14 protein-coding genes are annotated in these 14894 nt (G+C 59.3%); 5 read left to right on the top strand and 9 right to left on the bottom strand.

The window, feature by feature from the left end; all coding sequences use genetic code 11:
* Nucleotides 1-20: 20 nt before the first annotated feature.
* The 3 genes from zwf to NF78_RS20345 all read right to left on the bottom strand — a co-directional run bounded on the left by zwf (nt 21) and on the right by NF78_RS20345 (nt 4671).
* Nucleotides 21-1550, bottom strand: coding sequence for a glucose-6-phosphate dehydrogenase (gene zwf, locus NF78_RS20350; RefSeq protein ID WP_035991253.1), 1530 nt, complete (start codon nt 1548-1550; stop codon nt 21-23).
* 251 nt (nt 1551-1801) lie between these two features.
* A complete protein-coding gene (locus NF78_RS31940) occupies nt 1802-1954 on the bottom strand; it encodes a hypothetical protein (RefSeq protein ID WP_197064928.1) in 153 nt (50 codons plus the stop codon).
* Between the two features lie 380 nt (nt 1955-2334).
* Entirely contained in the window at nt 2335-4671 is a 2337-nt protein-coding gene (locus NF78_RS20345; RefSeq protein WP_035991251.1) for an NACHT domain-containing protein, read from the bottom strand.
* A 155-nt stretch (nt 4672-4826) separates the two neighbouring features.
* On the opposite strand from NF78_RS20345, the gene NF78_RS20340 reads away from it, so the two are divergent.
* Nucleotides 4827-5042 (top strand): hypothetical protein, encoded by a 216-nt coding sequence (locus NF78_RS20340; RefSeq protein WP_052050783.1) that lies wholly within the window; start codon nt 4827-4829, stop codon nt 5040-5042.
* 244 nt (nt 5043-5286) lie between these two features.
* Here NF78_RS20340 and fbp read toward each other — a convergent pair whose 3' ends face one another.
* The 3 genes from fbp to NF78_RS20325 form a co-directional block, all read right to left on the bottom strand.
* Nucleotides 5287-6345 carry a class 1 fructose-bisphosphatase gene (fbp, locus tag NF78_RS20335; protein ID WP_035991249.1) on the bottom strand — a complete coding sequence of 353 codons (1059 nt, stop codon included), beginning with the start codon at nt 6343-6345 and terminating at the stop codon, nt 5287-5289.
* Between the two features lie 402 nt (nt 6346-6747).
* Complete coding sequence (locus NF78_RS20330; protein WP_035991246.1) at nt 6748-7647, bottom strand: alpha/beta fold hydrolase; 900 nt, start codon at nt 7645-7647, stop codon at nt 6748-6750.
* An 82-nt stretch (nt 7648-7729) separates the two neighbouring features.
* A complete protein-coding gene (locus tag NF78_RS20325) occupies nt 7730-7960 on the bottom strand; it encodes a hypothetical protein (RefSeq protein WP_035991244.1) in 231 nt (76 codons plus the stop codon).
* A gap of 285 nt (nt 7961-8245) precedes the next feature.
* Between NF78_RS20325 and NF78_RS20320 the strand changes: the two genes are divergently transcribed.
* Nucleotides 8246-8611, top strand: a complete 366-nt coding sequence (locus NF78_RS20320; RefSeq protein ID WP_035991242.1) for a DUF1823 family protein — start codon at nt 8246-8248, stop codon at nt 8609-8611.
* Nucleotides 8612-8936: 325 nt separating this feature from the next.
* Here the strand turns inward: NF78_RS20320 and NF78_RS20315 are convergent, their stop codons facing one another.
* Nucleotides 8937-9314 (bottom strand): single-stranded DNA-binding protein, encoded by a 378-nt coding sequence (locus NF78_RS20315; RefSeq protein ID WP_035991240.1) that lies wholly within the window; start codon nt 9312-9314, stop codon nt 8937-8939.
* A gap of 239 nt (nt 9315-9553) precedes the next feature.
* On the opposite strand from NF78_RS20315, the gene menA reads away from it, so the two are divergent.
* The 3 genes from menA to NF78_RS20300 all read left to right on the top strand — a co-directional run bounded on the left by menA (nt 9554) and on the right by NF78_RS20300 (nt 12969).
* Nucleotides 9554-10468 (top strand): 2-carboxy-1,4-naphthoquinone phytyltransferase, encoded by a 915-nt coding sequence (gene menA / locus NF78_RS20310; RefSeq protein ID WP_035991238.1) that lies wholly within the window; start codon nt 9554-9556, stop codon nt 10466-10468.
* Between the two features lie 84 nt (nt 10469-10552).
* Complete coding sequence (locus tag NF78_RS20305; protein WP_035991236.1) at nt 10553-11551, top strand: o-succinylbenzoate synthase; 999 nt, start codon at nt 10553-10555, stop codon at nt 11549-11551.
* On the top strand, nt 11536-12969 hold the full coding sequence (locus NF78_RS20300) for an AMP-binding protein (RefSeq protein ID WP_035991235.1): 1434 nt from the start codon (nt 11536-11538) through the stop codon (nt 12967-12969). Before NF78_RS20305 ends, NF78_RS20300 begins: the two co-directional genes overlap by 16 nt.
* Nucleotides 12970-12980: 11 nt before the next feature.
* On the opposite strand, the gene NF78_RS20295 is transcribed toward NF78_RS20300, so the two are convergent.
* A complete protein-coding gene (locus NF78_RS20295; RefSeq protein WP_225885384.1) occupies nt 12981-13436 on the bottom strand; it encodes a hypothetical protein in 456 nt (151 codons plus the stop codon).
* Nucleotides 13437-13449: 13 nt separating this feature from the next.
* A complete protein-coding gene (locus tag NF78_RS20290) occupies nt 13450-14820 on the bottom strand; it encodes an FAD-binding oxidoreductase (RefSeq protein WP_035991230.1) in 1371 nt (456 codons plus the stop codon).
* Nucleotides 14821-14894: the final 74 nt, after the last annotated feature.

Genomic DNA, 14894 nt, shown 5'->3' with positions numbered 1-14894 from the left:
CAATCCTAACGAAGGGACGTTTACAACCGTCGCCAGCGGCGGCCATCCTTGGTCAGCAGGAATTCAGCCTCCACTGGCCCCCAGGTGCCCGCCTCGTACATGGGAATGGCATTGGGGTCGGCGGGGGCGTCCCACACCTCGAGCAGAGGAGTCAGCAGTCGCCAGGAGGCCTCCACTTCGTCACCGCGGGTAAACAGGGTCTGGTCGGCCAGCATGCAGTCGACGATCAGGCGGGCGTAGGCGTCGGTGTTGGCCTGGCCAAAGGCGGCGTCGTAGCGGAAGTCCATATCTACAGAGCGGGTCCGCAGCGAGTTCCCCGGCGTCTTCACCTCAAAGCGCATGGAAATGCCCTCGTCGGGCTGAATGCGCAGGGCCAGCACGTTGTGGTTCATCTGCTGGGCAGCGGACTGAAACATCAGGTGGGGCACATCCTTGAAGTGGATGGAGATCTCGCTCACCTTCTTGGGCATGCGCTTGCCGGTGCGCATGTAGAAGGGCACCCCCTTCCAGCGCCAGTTGTCGATCTCCAGCTTGATGGCGCTGAAGGTCTGCATGGTGGAGGTGGGGCTGGCCCCATCTTCTTCACGGTAGCCCGGCACAGCTTTGCCCTTCATCCACCCGGCGGAGTACTGGCCCCGCACGGCGGACTGGCTGAGGTCATCGATGTCCGCCAGGCGAGTGGCCTGGAGCACCTTGGTCTTTTCGTTGCGAATGGCATCGGCATCCAGGGAGTTGGGCGCCTCCATGGCGGTGAGGCAGAACAGCTGCATCAGGTGGTTTTGCACCATGTCCCGCAGGGCGCCGGAGGTCTCGTAGTAGCCGGCGCGGCCCTCCAGACCGACGGTTTCGGCCACGGTGATCTGTACGTGGTCCACAAACTGGCGGTTCCACAGGGGCTCAAAGATGGCGTTGGCAAAGCGAAACACCATCAGGTTTTGAACGGTTTCTTTGCCCAGGTAGTGGTCGATGCGGTAGATCTGCCGCTCGTCGCAGACGTCCTGCACCACCCGGTTTAGCACCTGGGCTGAGGACAGGTTTTTGCCGAAGGGCTTTTCGATAATCAGGCGCTGCTTGTCGGGGTCGTCGAGCATGCCTGCGGCCCCCAGCTGCTGGGTAGCTTCGCCAAAGAAGCGCGGCGCTACCGACAGGTAAAATACCCGGTTGCCCTTGGTGCCCCGTTTTTCGTCCAGTTCGGCCAGCAGGGTCTTGAGCTGCTGGTACGACTCGGGGTTGTCGATGTCGCCGGGGCAGTAGTACAGACCCCGGGCAAAGTCGTTCCACACGGCTTCGTGGCCCAGGCCGTTGCCAAATTCCTCTACCCCTTCCCGCAGGTGCTCACGGAAGAACTCGTGGCTCCACTCGCGGCGGGCCACACCGACGATGGTGAGTTCGGGGGGCAGTCGCCGCTCTCGCCGCATTTGATAGATAGCGGGCACAATTTTGCGCTGGGTGAGGTCGCCCGAAGCGCCAAAGATCACCAGAATCTGGGGTTCGGGAATGCGATCCTGCTGGAGGCCAACGCGAAGGGGATTTTCAAGCAGGGAAACCATAGGCTTAGGGGATTAACACCGGGGGTATCGGCCAGGGGCACAGGGGCTACCGCAGGCTGGGCAAGGGAGAGTGCAAGGACAGGTGAACGATTGCGTGATGGCGCAATTCTTTTTCATAGTGCCAGCAGATTGAAGGAACCCAGGCAGACTATAGACGCTCTTAAGCAACCGATCTAAAAGGGTATTGGAGATCACCAATTTGCCCCTCTGCCTCTGGGCGGAAGGCCTTTTTTTAGGGTGGCCCAGCCAGCTTAAGTCTGGTTTAACGGCGCAGATCCACCAGAGCGATCGCCTAATCTGTAGCACTCTGGGGTGGTGAGCAGGGCGTAGAGGTGGGCGTAGGTTGCGGCTACGGGCTCACCGTCGCTGGTGGAGTAAATAGTCCAGGGTGAAAGAGCGGTCATCGCAGCCTCCGGGGCGATCGCCTACTCTGTAGCATAGCGTCCTGGGCTGGCGACGTTCATAGCTTAATGGCAGGTCAACAGAACCCAGGGTTTTTGAAAAACCCTGGGTTCTTTGCCGCTAGAGGTTTGCAGTAGCTATTGGGCGAGTTCAGATTGTAGGTTGCTCCAGCTTACAGTATCTTCTTTTGCCGTGCGCGAGCCACCAAAATGTCATAAAAGTCTTCCCACAGATCGCCCCACTCTTGCAGGTCAAGGAGAACCGCTGTTTTCTCTCCATCCTCGTTGACCAAAAATTGAATTCCACGCATAGATTTCCTCGTTTAGTTGTGATGCGAAGTTGCAGATCCCAGGGTTCTTGAAGAACCCTGGGATCTTTGCCGCTACAGGTTTGCTATGGCATCGGGGACTGGGTATTTTTCGATTTCGCTGAGGGGCAGCAGCAAGGTGTCTTCGATGTATTGCCGAGTGGCTTTGGTGACGTAGCAATCGCTGTTGAGGCAATCGACCAAAAGTTTGTTGGCGTCGTAGTATTGTTGTGCCTTTTCTTTTTGAGCTCCAGAAAGTCGCCAGTCATGACCAATATTTCGATGCTCAATCATGACCATTTTTAATTTTTCAGACCAAGCCCCACCATTTTTTGACCACCACTGATTAAATATTTCCCAGTCAACTTGAATTGGCAATGCTGCACTTAATTCCTGAACCTCAAACTTTAGATTGGAAGATAGGTTCCTTATTACTTGCTCTGCAATTCTGAGTGCATAAACTCGAGTTCTGGCAGTATCAAGAGCAAGGTCTAGGATGAGATAAAAGCTACCGTTAGGGGCATAATTGGGCTCGAAAATGAGATCAAGGATAAGATTAAAATTCAGGTCGAGATCGAGGCTGATATCCAGATCGAGCGCTTGGTGTAGGGGAAGGTTGCGATCACAGTTAAGGTTGAGGCTAAGTGTATAGTAAAAAGCCCGAATCGCAGCCGTGTTGCAGAAGGCATTCGCTGAATGAGCTTTCTGATCGCCCCAAATTAAAATGGCCTGTAAATCTTGCTCTCCTGTGGATTCATTAATCATAATCCAATCAATTTGTTGCTTCATCAGTAGCAGCAAACTGTCAGCCTGAGATAGCATCCCTACTGTAAGCAGGAAAATCTCACGGTAGCGCTTCTCAGTAATATGGGTAGCCAGATTTTGCAGAGTTTGGTTTAGTGCTGCTGTAGGGCTGATGATGTGTTGAGCAGTAAAGTATTCTTGAAACGTGAGATGCGAAAACGAATAGATCGTCCTGGCTCGCTCCACCAAAAGTCCGTGCTGAGCCTCGATAGATTTCAGCACTGCTTCACTATCCAGTTGTAGGGCTTCCTCATCGTCACTGGCACCGGGTAAGTTGAAAATATAACCGATGATGTACTGCTCTACGGTGGCTTGCCTAAAGAAATAATCGCCCCGTTCAAAGGTTTCAAAGGCAATCTGGCTTAGCAGGTCTTCCTTGCGTTTGAGAGACAACTTTTTATAAACCTGATCGCGCTCGATGTTGCGTTTGCCGTCCCACTTTTTTAGCAGTACATCCAGCCCTTCTTTGTACAGCTCTGCCCGGTTGGCCGGAAAGTCTGCTGCTTCGCCAAACACCAGGCACAGCAATGTCAGCAACAGGGGGTTAGTCGCCAGTTCTTGAATCGGTTCATTAATCTCTAGTCGCTGAATAAAAGTTTCAGCCTTTTTGGGGTCTTGTTTTACGGCAAACCATTTGGTCGAAAATTCTGCGATCTGCTTTTGGTCAAAGTCGGCCACCTCCACCTCGGTAAATTGCTCAAAGGTGTATTCTTTGGCGGCAATGCGGCAGGTGATCACGCACTGGCAATTTCTAAAATGGTGAGCAAAGGTTTTGATATCTTGCAGCACCCGGCCGTGGTCGGTTTCGTTGACCTCATCCAGGCCATCCAGAAGCACTAGAGCTTTGCCGCTTCTCAATACCGCCGAGAGTGCATCCACCGCTTCCACACCACAGGCGTTCCACTGGCGCTGAATGTGGATTTGCAGCGTTGGCTTTCCTTCCGCCTCGGCGTACTCCTTCAGCGTCACAAAAATTGGCACCCGCTCGGGTTGAAATTCGCCCTGGTTGCAGAGAATGGCCAACCGTTTCATAAAGGTGGTTTTGCCCGCCCCCGGCTTGCCCAAAATCATGAGTTGGTTGTAGCGTTCTACTGCCTCCAACCCAGGAACTCGTTCATGCCGAACCTGGCCCAGCAAAAAGCGATCAAAGTTTTCTGGGTCGCAGTCTTTCATCAGCTCATTCAGACCCAGCCGTCGCCTGCCGGAGAGCTTTTCGAGAATGTTGACGCTGGTGTAGATGTCGCCCAGGCCAATGGGCTGCTCCATATCCAGCACGCGCATTTTTCCGCAACGTTCTTGGATGTCGTCATGCACCTTCGCGCGAATGATCTGCACCAGGGCATCAATGTCTGTTTCGGGCTCTGGGGTTTCGTCTGGCCCAGAGGCGGGTTTCTGCCCTGAAATGGCTTCCCAGTCCAGCTCTAGGACATTGCAGAAGCTGACAAAAAGTTTGTTGCTGACGGCCTTACCAGAACAAAACTTGACGGCGGGCTGGCGACTACAGTCGCATTCCTTAGCCAGATCATCCCGACTCCAACCCTGTTTGGTCAGCGCCCGGTTGATTTGCTGAATGCCGTCTGGGGTTGCGGTGAGCGATCGCCCTGCCATGCCGTTTCATCTCGCTTGACCACGGATTTCTCCAAGGGTAGCGCAAGTCATCCCCAACTCACACCCAACTCATACCGTCTGAAACCCTTGCGGGGAATGAACTTTCGCGGCATCCCGCCGAAGATGAACTCATCCAATTCACACCGGAGTTCACCATGAAACAGACCAAAACCCCGCCCACCTCCAACCTGATTTTCGCCACCGTCCTCGCGCTCACCCTGAGTTCTGGGGGCACGGCGCTGCACCTGGCCAGCCAGCCCACCCTCACCGAAGCCCAAACCCGAGTGCTCAATAGCGCGATCGCCTTCTGGACCACCGGCACCGCCGCCGTCATCGGCCTCCTGGGCACCAACACCAAACCCCACGACTAACCCCATTCTTCATCCGCCTAAACCCTGGGGCTCTGCCACATTTTTTTACCAAATTCCCTGAGATAAGCCAGACCAAGCCAAATAAATTTGATTTTAGCCTTCATCCTCAAAAAACCGGAACCAGCCCGATCGTGAGTCTATTGATGCACGCTGTTACAGATCCCAGGGGTCTTGCTGGGGATGCTCGGCAAGCACAGTGAGTTGACTACAGACCCCTGGGATCTTGGCCTGCTAAAGCGATGCCTCAGCCCGTCACCAGCGCATCCTGGCTGCGGCGGCTGTGGTCTTGAATGAACGACTCCACCAGGGCCACATCGTCAGGGCTGCCCACAATGAACGGCGTGCGCTGGTGAATTTCCCCCGGTACCACCGCCATAATGTCCTCGGTGCCGGTGCTGGCGCGGCCCCCCGCCTGCTCGATCAAAAAGGCCAGGGGTGCGGTTTCGTACAGCAGCCGCAGCTTGCCCTCGGGCTTTTTGGTAGTACCGGGGTAGAGGAACACCCCCCCCTGGGTGAGAATGCGGTGGAAGTCGGCCACCAGCGCCCCCGTGTAGCGGGCCGAGTAACCGTCGTGGCGGTGCACGTAGCGGGTGAAATCGCGAATGGCGTCTTCCCACTGCCAGAAGTTGCCCTCATTGACGCTATAGGTGGGGCCGTGGGCGGGCACGCGAATGTCTTCGGTAGCCAGAATAAACTCGCCCAGGCTGGGGTCGAGCACAAAGGCATGGACGCCGCGACCAATGGAGTAGACCAGCACCGTGCTGGGGCCGTAGAGAATGTAGCCCGCCGCCAACTGCTGATGCCCGTCCTGGAGCAAGTCGGCGGCGGTTTGGTCGAGGTCATCGCCCTGCTGGCGGCGAATGGAGAAGATCGAGCCCACATTGAGGTTGATATCGACGTTAGAGGAACCGTCAATGGGGTCGTAGAGCAGGGTGTAGCGGCCGATGGGGCAGTTTTCGGGAATGTAGTAGGGCTTGTCCATCTCCTCCGAGGCCAGGCGGCAGACCAGACCGCTCTGCTTGAATACGGAGATAAACACATCGTTGGCGTAGATGTCCATTTTTTTGACCGCTTCGCCCTGGACGTTGGTTTCGCCAGTAAAGCCCAGGGCCGACTCCATCAGGCCGGCGCGGCTGAGGTGACGGGCAATCAGCTTACCGGCCAGGGCAATGCGGTTCATCAGGGCGCTGAGGTCCTGGGCCTCGGGGCCAAAGCTGTGCAGATGCTCCAGCACGTGGCGGGCCAGGGTTTTGCAGTCGCGATCGAGAGCAAAGCCAGAGTCGGCGGGTTGGTAGTCAGCCATCGTGGGGGTCCTTTATTGAGAGCAAGGTAGCGGCAGCCAGCCTGGGTTATCTATGATCGGACAGAACAGGCCAGAGGCGCATCCCACAAGAGGCTGGCCCCTGGGCCTCAAGGGCCGGTGGAAAATGCTTGTGGGATAGTCCGGCTGTCCACTATCCAGGGTGCAACGCCTGACAACCTCCTGGGTCCCTGATCGGGTCACGGGTTAGCCACCCTCAGCATCAGACAAAGCATTCTTCAATCTAAAGGGCAGGCTAGAGAGGGCGGCAGGTCCTCAGGAGGAGGTGATCTGTCTTCATGGTAAGGAGGCCAGCTGGGATCGCTGGCAACCTTTAGAGACACTTTAGAAATGAGGGGCAGCTGAGCGCGGCGATGAAAGGTAGTCGTTGGGGGCTGTAGGGGCTCAGCCCACTTCGGCCTCGGCCTCGGCCAACCACCCCAGCACCAGGGGATTGACCAGCTCGGGGGCCTCGTCCTGCGGGCAGTGACCCACATCCGCCAGTTCTTCCATCGCTTTCACCGCCGGAAAGTTGGCCAGGGCACGCCCCAGGGCCACGGGTTCCCAGGGGTCGTCCTGGCCCCAAATTATCCACACCGGGCACTGCACCTGGGGCAGCAGGTCTTCGGGCAGTGGCCCCTGGGAGTAGCGCACAAAGGCCAGAAAGACGTCGGCGGCCCCAACCGTGAGGGCGGGGGCGAGAATGGCCTCAACCAGCTCGTCGGTGATAGCTGACTGGCGACGGTAGGCCTGGCCCAGGAGATTGCGAATTACCCTGCGCTGGGCAATGCGTGAGAAAAAGAAGCGCCCGGCGGGGGCATAACCCAGCAGATTCTGAACGATCGGGGTGCTGAGGCGCTGGTGCCAGGGAATTTCGGCCCGGCGGCGCTCGTGCAGCAGCCGAATGGAGCAGTTGAGCATGACCACGCCCTTGACCCACTCAGGCCCATCGACTGCCGCCTGGAGGGCGACGATACAGCCGATAGAGTTGGCCACCAGGTAGGCGGGTTGGCCAACCACCTGGCGGCAAAAGTCGAGAATCTGCTGGCCCCAGGTTTCAAAGGTGTAGGGCAGGGGCTGGTTGGGGGCGGGTTTGTCGGAGAGGCCAAAGCCCAGCAGGTCGATCGCGTAGGCCTGGTACCGTTCGCCGTAGACGGGCAGGTTTTTGCGCCAGTGATCGCTGGAGGCCCCAAACCCGTGAATGCAAATCACGGGGGTCCCGGTGGTGCCGATCTGCTGGTAGCGAATGGACAGCCCCTGCCATAGCCAGGTTTTGACGTCAGGAGTGGCTAGGACGGTGGTCATGGCGAGGCCTCTAAAACACCCAAATTTGCTTCATACTCCTTAACCCTAGCGAAAAGGGCGCGTTTCAGCCAGCGCCCCCGGGCTAGGAGCGGGCAGATTCGTGGATGACGGCGATCGCCCACAGGCAGCCCAGCAGAGCCAGCGATCGCGCCAGCACCTGTTCGAGCAAAAACGCGATCGCCCCAGCGATGGGAGCCAGATCGAGCACCAGGGCAACCAGGTAGGCGATCGTGCAGCCCGCCAGGGCCAGCAGAAAGTACTTGATCAGGCTAAAGGTGAGGTTGAGGAGGTGATTTTGTTGACGACGGCGCATGGTGGGGGTCTCCGGGTTAGCAGCAGGTTCCCAGTCTTTCTAAAGATTAGGTGTGCGTTGCCGCCCCAATGTGACGGGACAGTGTGACGGAACTGCGCCGTGGATGGAAACCGCACCAGAGATCACAGGGGCAGGCAATTCCTTTAGATAGCTCCGCTAACGCCGCCATCGCCACCAGACCAGCGCCGGAGGGACATCCACAGCCATCCCAATTTGGCAGGCCAAAATTTAGAATAGCGGTGGGCTAGTTAGCTCAGTGACAGATTGCCAAGTGGATAACGCGCCATGCCTCCTTTGACCGACGACACGCTCTGGGCCATTCTCAACGACGAGATGGACGATGACGCTGTACAGCGCCTGGTCTGGCACGGCCTGGGCTACCGGGAAACCTCCGACGGCTGGGATGCCTCGGCGGTGGAGCCCGTCTGGGCGGACCGTTACCCCGACCCGCCGCACTTCATTGAGAGCCGCCCGGCGACGGTGCAGCTGACCCGTTCCATTCCCCCCGCTGATAAGCAACTGCTGAAAGAGGAGCTGGGATTTAAAGGCTACACCGTCGATCAGCTGGTGCCTCGGCTGACGCGGCGGGCCACGATGGTGAGCTGGTTACTCAGCTACCGGAAGCAGGGGGCGGTCGGGGAGCAGGGGTGATACGAAGTCCGATTTGGGGCGTTGCTGAGTGCAGGTATAATACGCCCCCCAGCCCCCCAATTCTGGGGGGAGTCAGAATCTCAAAGTCCCCCAGAATTGGGGGATTTAGAGGGCGATGAAAGGATGTCAAGTTTACAGATCCATTACTCAATTCAACAACGCCGCAAGAGGAACCCAGAAAGTAGAAAAGGATGCGGAAACCCGCATCCTCGCTCTCAACCCACGGCGCTCTCTCCGTGGATGCTGGTTGGGCTGGTGTCTGGGGCAACGGGGAGATCCTGAGGGGATGGTCTGCCACCGCGGCCAAGACTCAGCGCCATATCGGCTAGAACACTGGCTGTGGCTGGGGCTCTTCCAGTTTGGGTGCAGCGTCTAGAAAAATGTCGGTGGCTTTCAGCTGGAGCCCGGCCCGCGCCTGGGCATCCGATTTGCTGATATAGGGGGAGGCGTCGATCGCGCCGCTGACGATAATCAGGGAGCCCTTTTTGATGTAGGTGAGCTTGCGCCAGGCGGGGGAGCCTTCCCACACGCTAATGGTGACAGTAAAATTGTCGTTGTCTTTGCGGCTGGGAATGCGATCGACATAGATGGTCAATTCGGCAACCTGGGTGTTACCGCCGGTCTTGCGCTCGATATTGCGAATTTCTGGATCGGCGGCGACATTGCCAGAAAGCGTACACAGATTTAAGCCACGGCTGGACATAAGCTGAAGTCTCCTGAAGGTAGATGCACCAGACTCTGTCCAACGCAACAGATAAACGCAACAGATGTCTGTGGCTTTAATATTCACAGGCTCTGCAAAAAATTCGCTATGGAAAATCACGTATTTTTTTAGACCAGCCTGTGCGTATTTACAGCAGTGATCTCCCGTAGGGGCCAGCAAGTTGGTCGCAACCAGCGTCCGGCTAAGCGATATGCTAGGCCTGGAGTATTTACAGTGCCATGACCATTCAATCGGTAGATCCCGCTGCCCGCAAGCTCTGGCTGGCCGCGATCAAGCCCCCCATGTACAGCGTTGCCATTATGCCAATGGTGGTGGGTAGCGCGATCGCCTACGCCGAGACCAGCCAGTTTAACAGCGGTATTTTTGCGCTATTCGTGCTGGCGGCGGTGCTTATTTTAGCCTGGGAAAACCTCAGTAATGATGTGTTTGACTCAGAGACCGGCATTGATGTCAACAAAGCGCATTCCGTGGTCAATCTGACCCGCAATCGGCGGCTGGTTTTTGGGTTGGCTAACGGTTGTTTGGGGTTAGGTATTGCCGGCATTGTGGCGATCGCCCTGATTCAGCAGGACCCCACGGTGCTGGGGCTGATTCTGCTCTGCTGTGGCCTGGGCTACCTTTACCAGGGGCCGCCCTTTCGCCTGGGCTATCAGGGGTTGGGCGAGGTGCTGTGTTTCTTCAGCTTTGGCCCCCTGGCGATGGGGGCGGCCTACTACAGTCAAACCCAGACCTGGTCCTGGGGCAGCCAGCTGGCGGGCATCATCGTGGGGCTGACCACGACGCTGGTGCTATTTTGCTCCCACTTTCACCAGGTGGAGGACGACCTGGCGGCGGGCAAGCGATCGCCCATCGTGCGCCTGGGCACCAGGCGGGGGGCGGCGCTAATTCCCTGGACCTGTGGCGTGGCATTTGCGATCGCGGCGGCTTGCCTGACTTTGGGGCTGTTTCCGGCCTGGTCAGCGCTGGTCTTTTTGAGCCTGCCCTCGGCCTGGCGGCTGAGTCGCCACGTCACCCGCTACCACGACCAGCCCGCGAGGGTCTTCAACGCCAAGTTTTTTGCGATTGGCTTTCACTTCTGGAGTGGGGTGCTGCTGGCAATGGGCTTTTGGCTGAGCACCTGGCTGAGTGCTTGATGCCGATTTTGGGGTGGCTGTTAAAAAAATTTAAAATTCTGGATTGGCGATTTTGGATTTTGGCGCGTTGTCTAACGCGAGGTGATGGAGATTGAGTTAGCGGTTCGGCCTTACCAGCGGCGGTTTGTGAAGCCTCTGCACACCGCCCACGGGCTCTGGACCTGGCGGGAGGGGTTGTTGGTTCGACTGAGAGATAGTCGAGAGCGGGTGGGCTACGGTGAGATTGCCCCTATTCCCTGGTTTGGCAGTGAGGCACTGGAGGAGGCGCTGTCGTTCTGTAATGCCCAGGACAAAAAATGGCAGGCTGAGACCGTGCCCGATGGGCTGCCTGCGACTCAGTTTGGGGTAGGGTGCGCTTTAGCTGAGTTAGTTAAGGAAGATTTTTGTGCTGGGTATGAACCGGTGATTCCTGGAGATAGCTTTGCTAACGCCAACATCTGCGGCCTTTTGCCCGCTGGCGAGACCGCTCTGGATCTTGCCTCTCAGCGTTTAGCCCAGGGGCACCGCACCCTGAAATGGAAAATAGGTGTGCATGCCATTACTGACGAAATCCGCTGGCTGGAGCGATTGACGGAGAAACTGCCCAGCCACATTCAGCTTCGACTAGACGCCAACGGTGGCCTGAGCATCGACCAGGCGGAGCAATGGCTGGCCACGTGCGATCGCATTAATGCGGATCCTCAGATGGCTGCGATCGAACACCTGGAGCAGCCGCTGCCGCCCGATCGGTTAGGGGCTATGCAGGAGATGAGCAAGCGCTACCGAACCGCGATCGCCCTGGATGAGTCGGTGGCCACCGTCGCTCAGCTGGAGCAATGCTGGGCGCAGGGGTGGCGGGGAGTGATGGTGGTCAAACCGGCGATCGCGGGGTCACCCCAGCGGCTGCAAGCCTTCTGCCACACCCATCGCCCCAGGCTGGTGTTTTCCTCGGCCTTTGAGACGGGGGTGGGACGACGAGCGGCTCTGGCGGTAGCATCGCGCTGTGCCACTACACCCGCTCCAGCGCTCGGGTTTGGCACCCAGGGCTGGTTTGCCGACGATTGGGACACCCTCACCGCCGCCGAGCTATGGAACCGACTCTGATGGGACCAACCCTGGGAGATGTGCTGCGCGATCGCCGGGGCGAGGACTGGCTGATCGGCCCCAGCAGCCCGGACTTCTGGCAGCGGCTGGACAACCTGAGGCCCGTTTTGGCGGCTTACCAAAAATCCTGCGCTACGGAGGGGGCTGACGTTTTAATCACTGAAGCCGATCCGCTGCAATTTCTGATCGCCTGCCTGGCCGCCTGGAGCGAGGATTGCGTCGTCGTTTTGGCCAATCCCCGCTGGGGCCAGCAGGAGCGGCAGCAGGTGACGGATCTGGTGAATCCTGACTGGAACACGCCGACCGCGCCAGGGTTAGGCACCTATCCTTGCCAGGTGTCCGACGCGGCACCAGGGCAAATCCTGATTCCCACCGGTGGCTCATCGGGGCAGATTAAGTTTGCGGTCCACACCTGGGAAACGCTCATGGCTTCAGTCAGCGGCTTCTGCGCCCACTTTGGGGTCGAGACCGTCCACGCCTACTGCGTGCTGCCGCTGTTTCATGTCAGCGGGCTGATGCAGGTGCTGCGGGTGCTGGCGACCGGCGGGCAACTGGCCATTCAACCCTATGGCGACCTCAAGCGGGGAGCGCAGCTGGGCTTACCGCCCGGTGGATTCCTCTCCTTGGTGCCGACGCAGCTTCAGGACTTGCTGGCCTGGGAGGGGAATGTTCCCTGGTTGCGGAGTTTTAGGGCGGTGCTGCTGGGGGGCGCGCCTGCGGGGCGATCGCTGCTCGATGCGGCCCAGGCGGCCCAAATTCCGGTGGCGCTCACCTACGGCATGACCGAAACCGCCGCCCAGGTGGCCACCCTGCGACCCGAGGAATTCCTGGCCGGACACCGCAACAGCGGCAGGCCCCTCCCCCACGTCAGGATCTCGATTCTCGATGACGGGGGACGGCCTCAGCCACTGGGGGAGGTGGGACGGGTGACGGTCCAGACCCATGCGCTGGCTTGGGGATATTTGGGGAAATGGGATGGGGAAAGCGGGTTGGCGGTGGGCAGTGCCCACCCTACGGGGCAATCTACTGCCGCGGTTCTAGCTACCGATGACATCGGCTATTTCGACGATTCGGGATACCTGCACATCGTCGGGCGTCGCAGCACCAAGCTCATCACCGGCGGGGAGAATGTGTTCCCGGAAGAGGTGGAGGCAGCGCTGCTGAGCGTTGAGGGTGTACAGGATGGTTGCGTGGTGGGGCTGCCCTGCGATCGCTGGGGTCAGCGGCTCTGCGCCCTGGTGGTGCTGACATACCCGGCGCGGCTGAGCGATCTGCCCGCCGTACTGAGTCCGCTGCTTGCGCCCTACAAACGGCCCAAGCGATGGATTTTGATCAGCGCTATGCCCAGGACGGCCCAGGGCAAGCTGAGCCGCCCCCAGGCCCTGACCCTGGCGCAGCAGATTCTAGGGACAGGGTGAAACGCTGCGGTCTACTTGACGGCGGTGATCCAGCCCTGCCCCTGGGCTAGTTCCAACACAAGGGCAGCGGCGGCGAACATGAGCAGGCTTTCGGCGATCGCCACCGCAAAGGGCCAGCCCCGCAGGCTGAGCGCCGCCGCCACGTTCACCAGGGCCAGCCCCCGCACCAGGCTAAAGGCCAGCACCACCCCTGCCTTCAGCTGAGAATTCTCGTCCTGGCGCACGGCGTAGCGGTAGGTGATGCCGAAGAGGCTGCCGGAGAGGCCCGCGATCGCGGCGCTGAGCCAGAAGGTGCTGCCGCTGAGGCCCGAGGCGATCGACCCCAGGGCGGATTGGACCCCCATCGGCGGAATCCGGTGAACCAGCAGCAGCAGCGCGGCAACGATCCCCGCCGTGGCACCCGCCAGCACCGCCGCCTTCAGCGACTCCACCCGGTCTGCATCGGTAAATGGACGTTCGATCGTCACAGTCATTCCTCCCCTAGGCCGACAGAGCCGCCTGGCGTTCCAGCCAGCCGCGCATTTTGCCGGGGTTGAGCAGGCCGTAGGGGTCTACCTCCGCCTTGAAAGCCACCTGCACCGTGTCCACCTGCTTCATGCCGCCGTCTTCCAGCAGGTAGGTGTGGGGGTTGGCAATCAGCGCCCCGTTGGCCTCGTGGTAACGAATGATTTCAGCCAGCCGCTCCGGGGTAGAATAGCGCACAATTTGCAGCGCTGCGGGAATGGTATTGCCGCCCATGCGCAGGTACTCCAGGTGCATGATCACCTCGTCGCCAAAGTGCTCATGGAAATGCTGCACCCGCTCCAGCTTGGGGTCGTAGGGAAACAGGGATTGCAGATAGGTGAGCGACGGGTCCACACTGCGGGCGTGGAGGGTGGTGTGGTTCCAGGTGAACTCCGCCAGGGGCGCACCTTTGCTAGCGTCCTGGGCCGACCTGTTGTAAGTGATGGTGCCGCCAAACGGGCGCACCAGTTCGCCAAACAGCTCCAGGGACGGCTCAGCCACCATCAGCAGCGCCGCCGCTTTGCCCTCGCTCAGGTAGGGCTTTAGCGACGCAAAGTAGCTGGGGATGGGCCAGGCGTGAATGCTGATCAGCTTTTTGATCAGCCCGTCGGCGTCGCCCAGGGCCTGACCAAAGCGGGCAGCGGCCATGAAGTCGTCGAAGGTCACAATCAGCTCCGCCCAGGGGTAGGCCGGTCCGAGGGGAATCTCCAGCTCGGTGATAATGCCGTTGGTACCGTAGGCGTGGTTCACCTTCTGGACCTCGTCGCCCCGCAGCTCGATCACGCGGGGATTGTCTTCAAAGGTGACCACGCGCACGGCGTTGAGGTTGCCGCGATCGCGCAGCTGTCCGTAGGTAATCGAGCCAATGCCGCCGCTGCCGCCGCCGATGAAGCCGCCGATGGTGGCGGTGCGGTAGGTGGAGGGATACATGCGCAGCTCCCAGCCGCTCTCCCGCGTCACTCGGTCAATGGCGGCGAGCTTGGCCCCCGCTTCCACCCAGGCTACCCCCGGCTCGACCCGCTTGATCGCGTTCATTTTGCTCAAATCGAGCACCACGCCACCCTCCAGGGGTATGCACTGGCCGTAGTTGCCGGTGCCCGCCCCCCGCACGGTCACAGGTACCCGAGCGGCGACGCAAATTTCAGCCACCCTCAGCACCTCGGCCTCGCTGGTGGGGCGCACGACCAGGTCGGCCACCAGGTCGCCCAGTTGCCCCTGCAAAATGGGGCTGAAGTAGTAGTAGTCCTTGGAGAGCTTTTCGCGCTGGTTGGGGTCGCGGATGGTTTCGATGGAGCCAAAGGCTTGGGCCAGGGCATCCCAGTCGGTGGTGGAAGAGGCCAGGGTCATCGGTCGGTGGAGGGAGATTACCCCTGCTAGTGTAAAACGCTCCCTCCCAAAGTGCTCGTCAAAGCGCTCGGGGG

Source organism: Leptolyngbya sp. KIOST-1 (genome assembly GCF_000763385.1).
Taxonomy (GTDB): Bacteria; Cyanobacteriota; Cyanobacteriia; order Phormidesmidales; family Phormidesmidaceae; genus Nodosilinea.
Note: the sequence above shows the minus strand (reverse complement) of the source record. Positions and strands in the feature narration are given on the sequence as shown.

What these genes read in the sequence shown, in the direction of transcription:
- zwf (WP_035991253.1), bottom strand. Translation starts at nt 1,550, where the DNA reads ATGGTTTCCCTGCTTGAAAATCCCCTTCGCGTTGGCCTCCAGCAGGAT.
- NF78_RS31940 (WP_197064928.1), bottom strand. Translation starts at nt 1,954, where the DNA reads ATGACCGCTCTTTCACCCTGGACTATTTACTCCACCAGCGACGGTGAG.
- NF78_RS20345 (WP_035991251.1), bottom strand. Translation starts at nt 4,671, where the DNA reads ATGGCAGGGCGATCGCTCACCGCAACCCCAGACGGCATTCAGCAAATC.
- NF78_RS20340 (WP_052050783.1), top strand. Translation starts at nt 4,827, where the DNA reads ATGAAACAGACCAAAACCCCGCCCACCTCCAACCTGATTTTCGCCACC.
- fbp (WP_035991249.1), bottom strand. Translation starts at nt 6,345, where the DNA reads ATGGCTGACTACCAACCCGCCGACTCTGGCTTTGCTCTCGATCGCGAC.
- NF78_RS20330 (WP_035991246.1), bottom strand. Translation starts at nt 7,647, where the DNA reads ATGACCACCGTCCTAGCCACTCCTGACGTCAAAACCTGGCTATGGCAG.
- NF78_RS20325 (WP_035991244.1), bottom strand. Translation starts at nt 7,960, where the DNA reads ATGCGCCGTCGTCAACAAAATCACCTCCTCAACCTCACCTTTAGCCTG.
- NF78_RS20320 (WP_035991242.1), top strand. Translation starts at nt 8,246, where the DNA reads ATGCCTCCTTTGACCGACGACACGCTCTGGGCCATTCTCAACGACGAG.
- NF78_RS20315 (WP_035991240.1), bottom strand. Translation starts at nt 9,314, where the DNA reads ATGTCCAGCCGTGGCTTAAATCTGTGTACGCTTTCTGGCAATGTCGCC.
- menA (WP_035991238.1), top strand. Translation starts at nt 9,554, where the DNA reads ATGACCATTCAATCGGTAGATCCCGCTGCCCGCAAGCTCTGGCTGGCC.
- NF78_RS20305 (WP_035991236.1), top strand. Translation starts at nt 10,553, where the DNA reads ATGGAGATTGAGTTAGCGGTTCGGCCTTACCAGCGGCGGTTTGTGAAG.
- NF78_RS20300 (WP_035991235.1), top strand. Translation starts at nt 11,536, where the DNA reads ATGGAACCGACTCTGATGGGACCAACCCTGGGAGATGTGCTGCGCGAT.
- NF78_RS20290 (WP_035991230.1), bottom strand. Translation starts at nt 14,820, where the DNA reads ATGACCCTGGCCTCTTCCACCACCGACTGGGATGCCCTGGCCCAAGCC.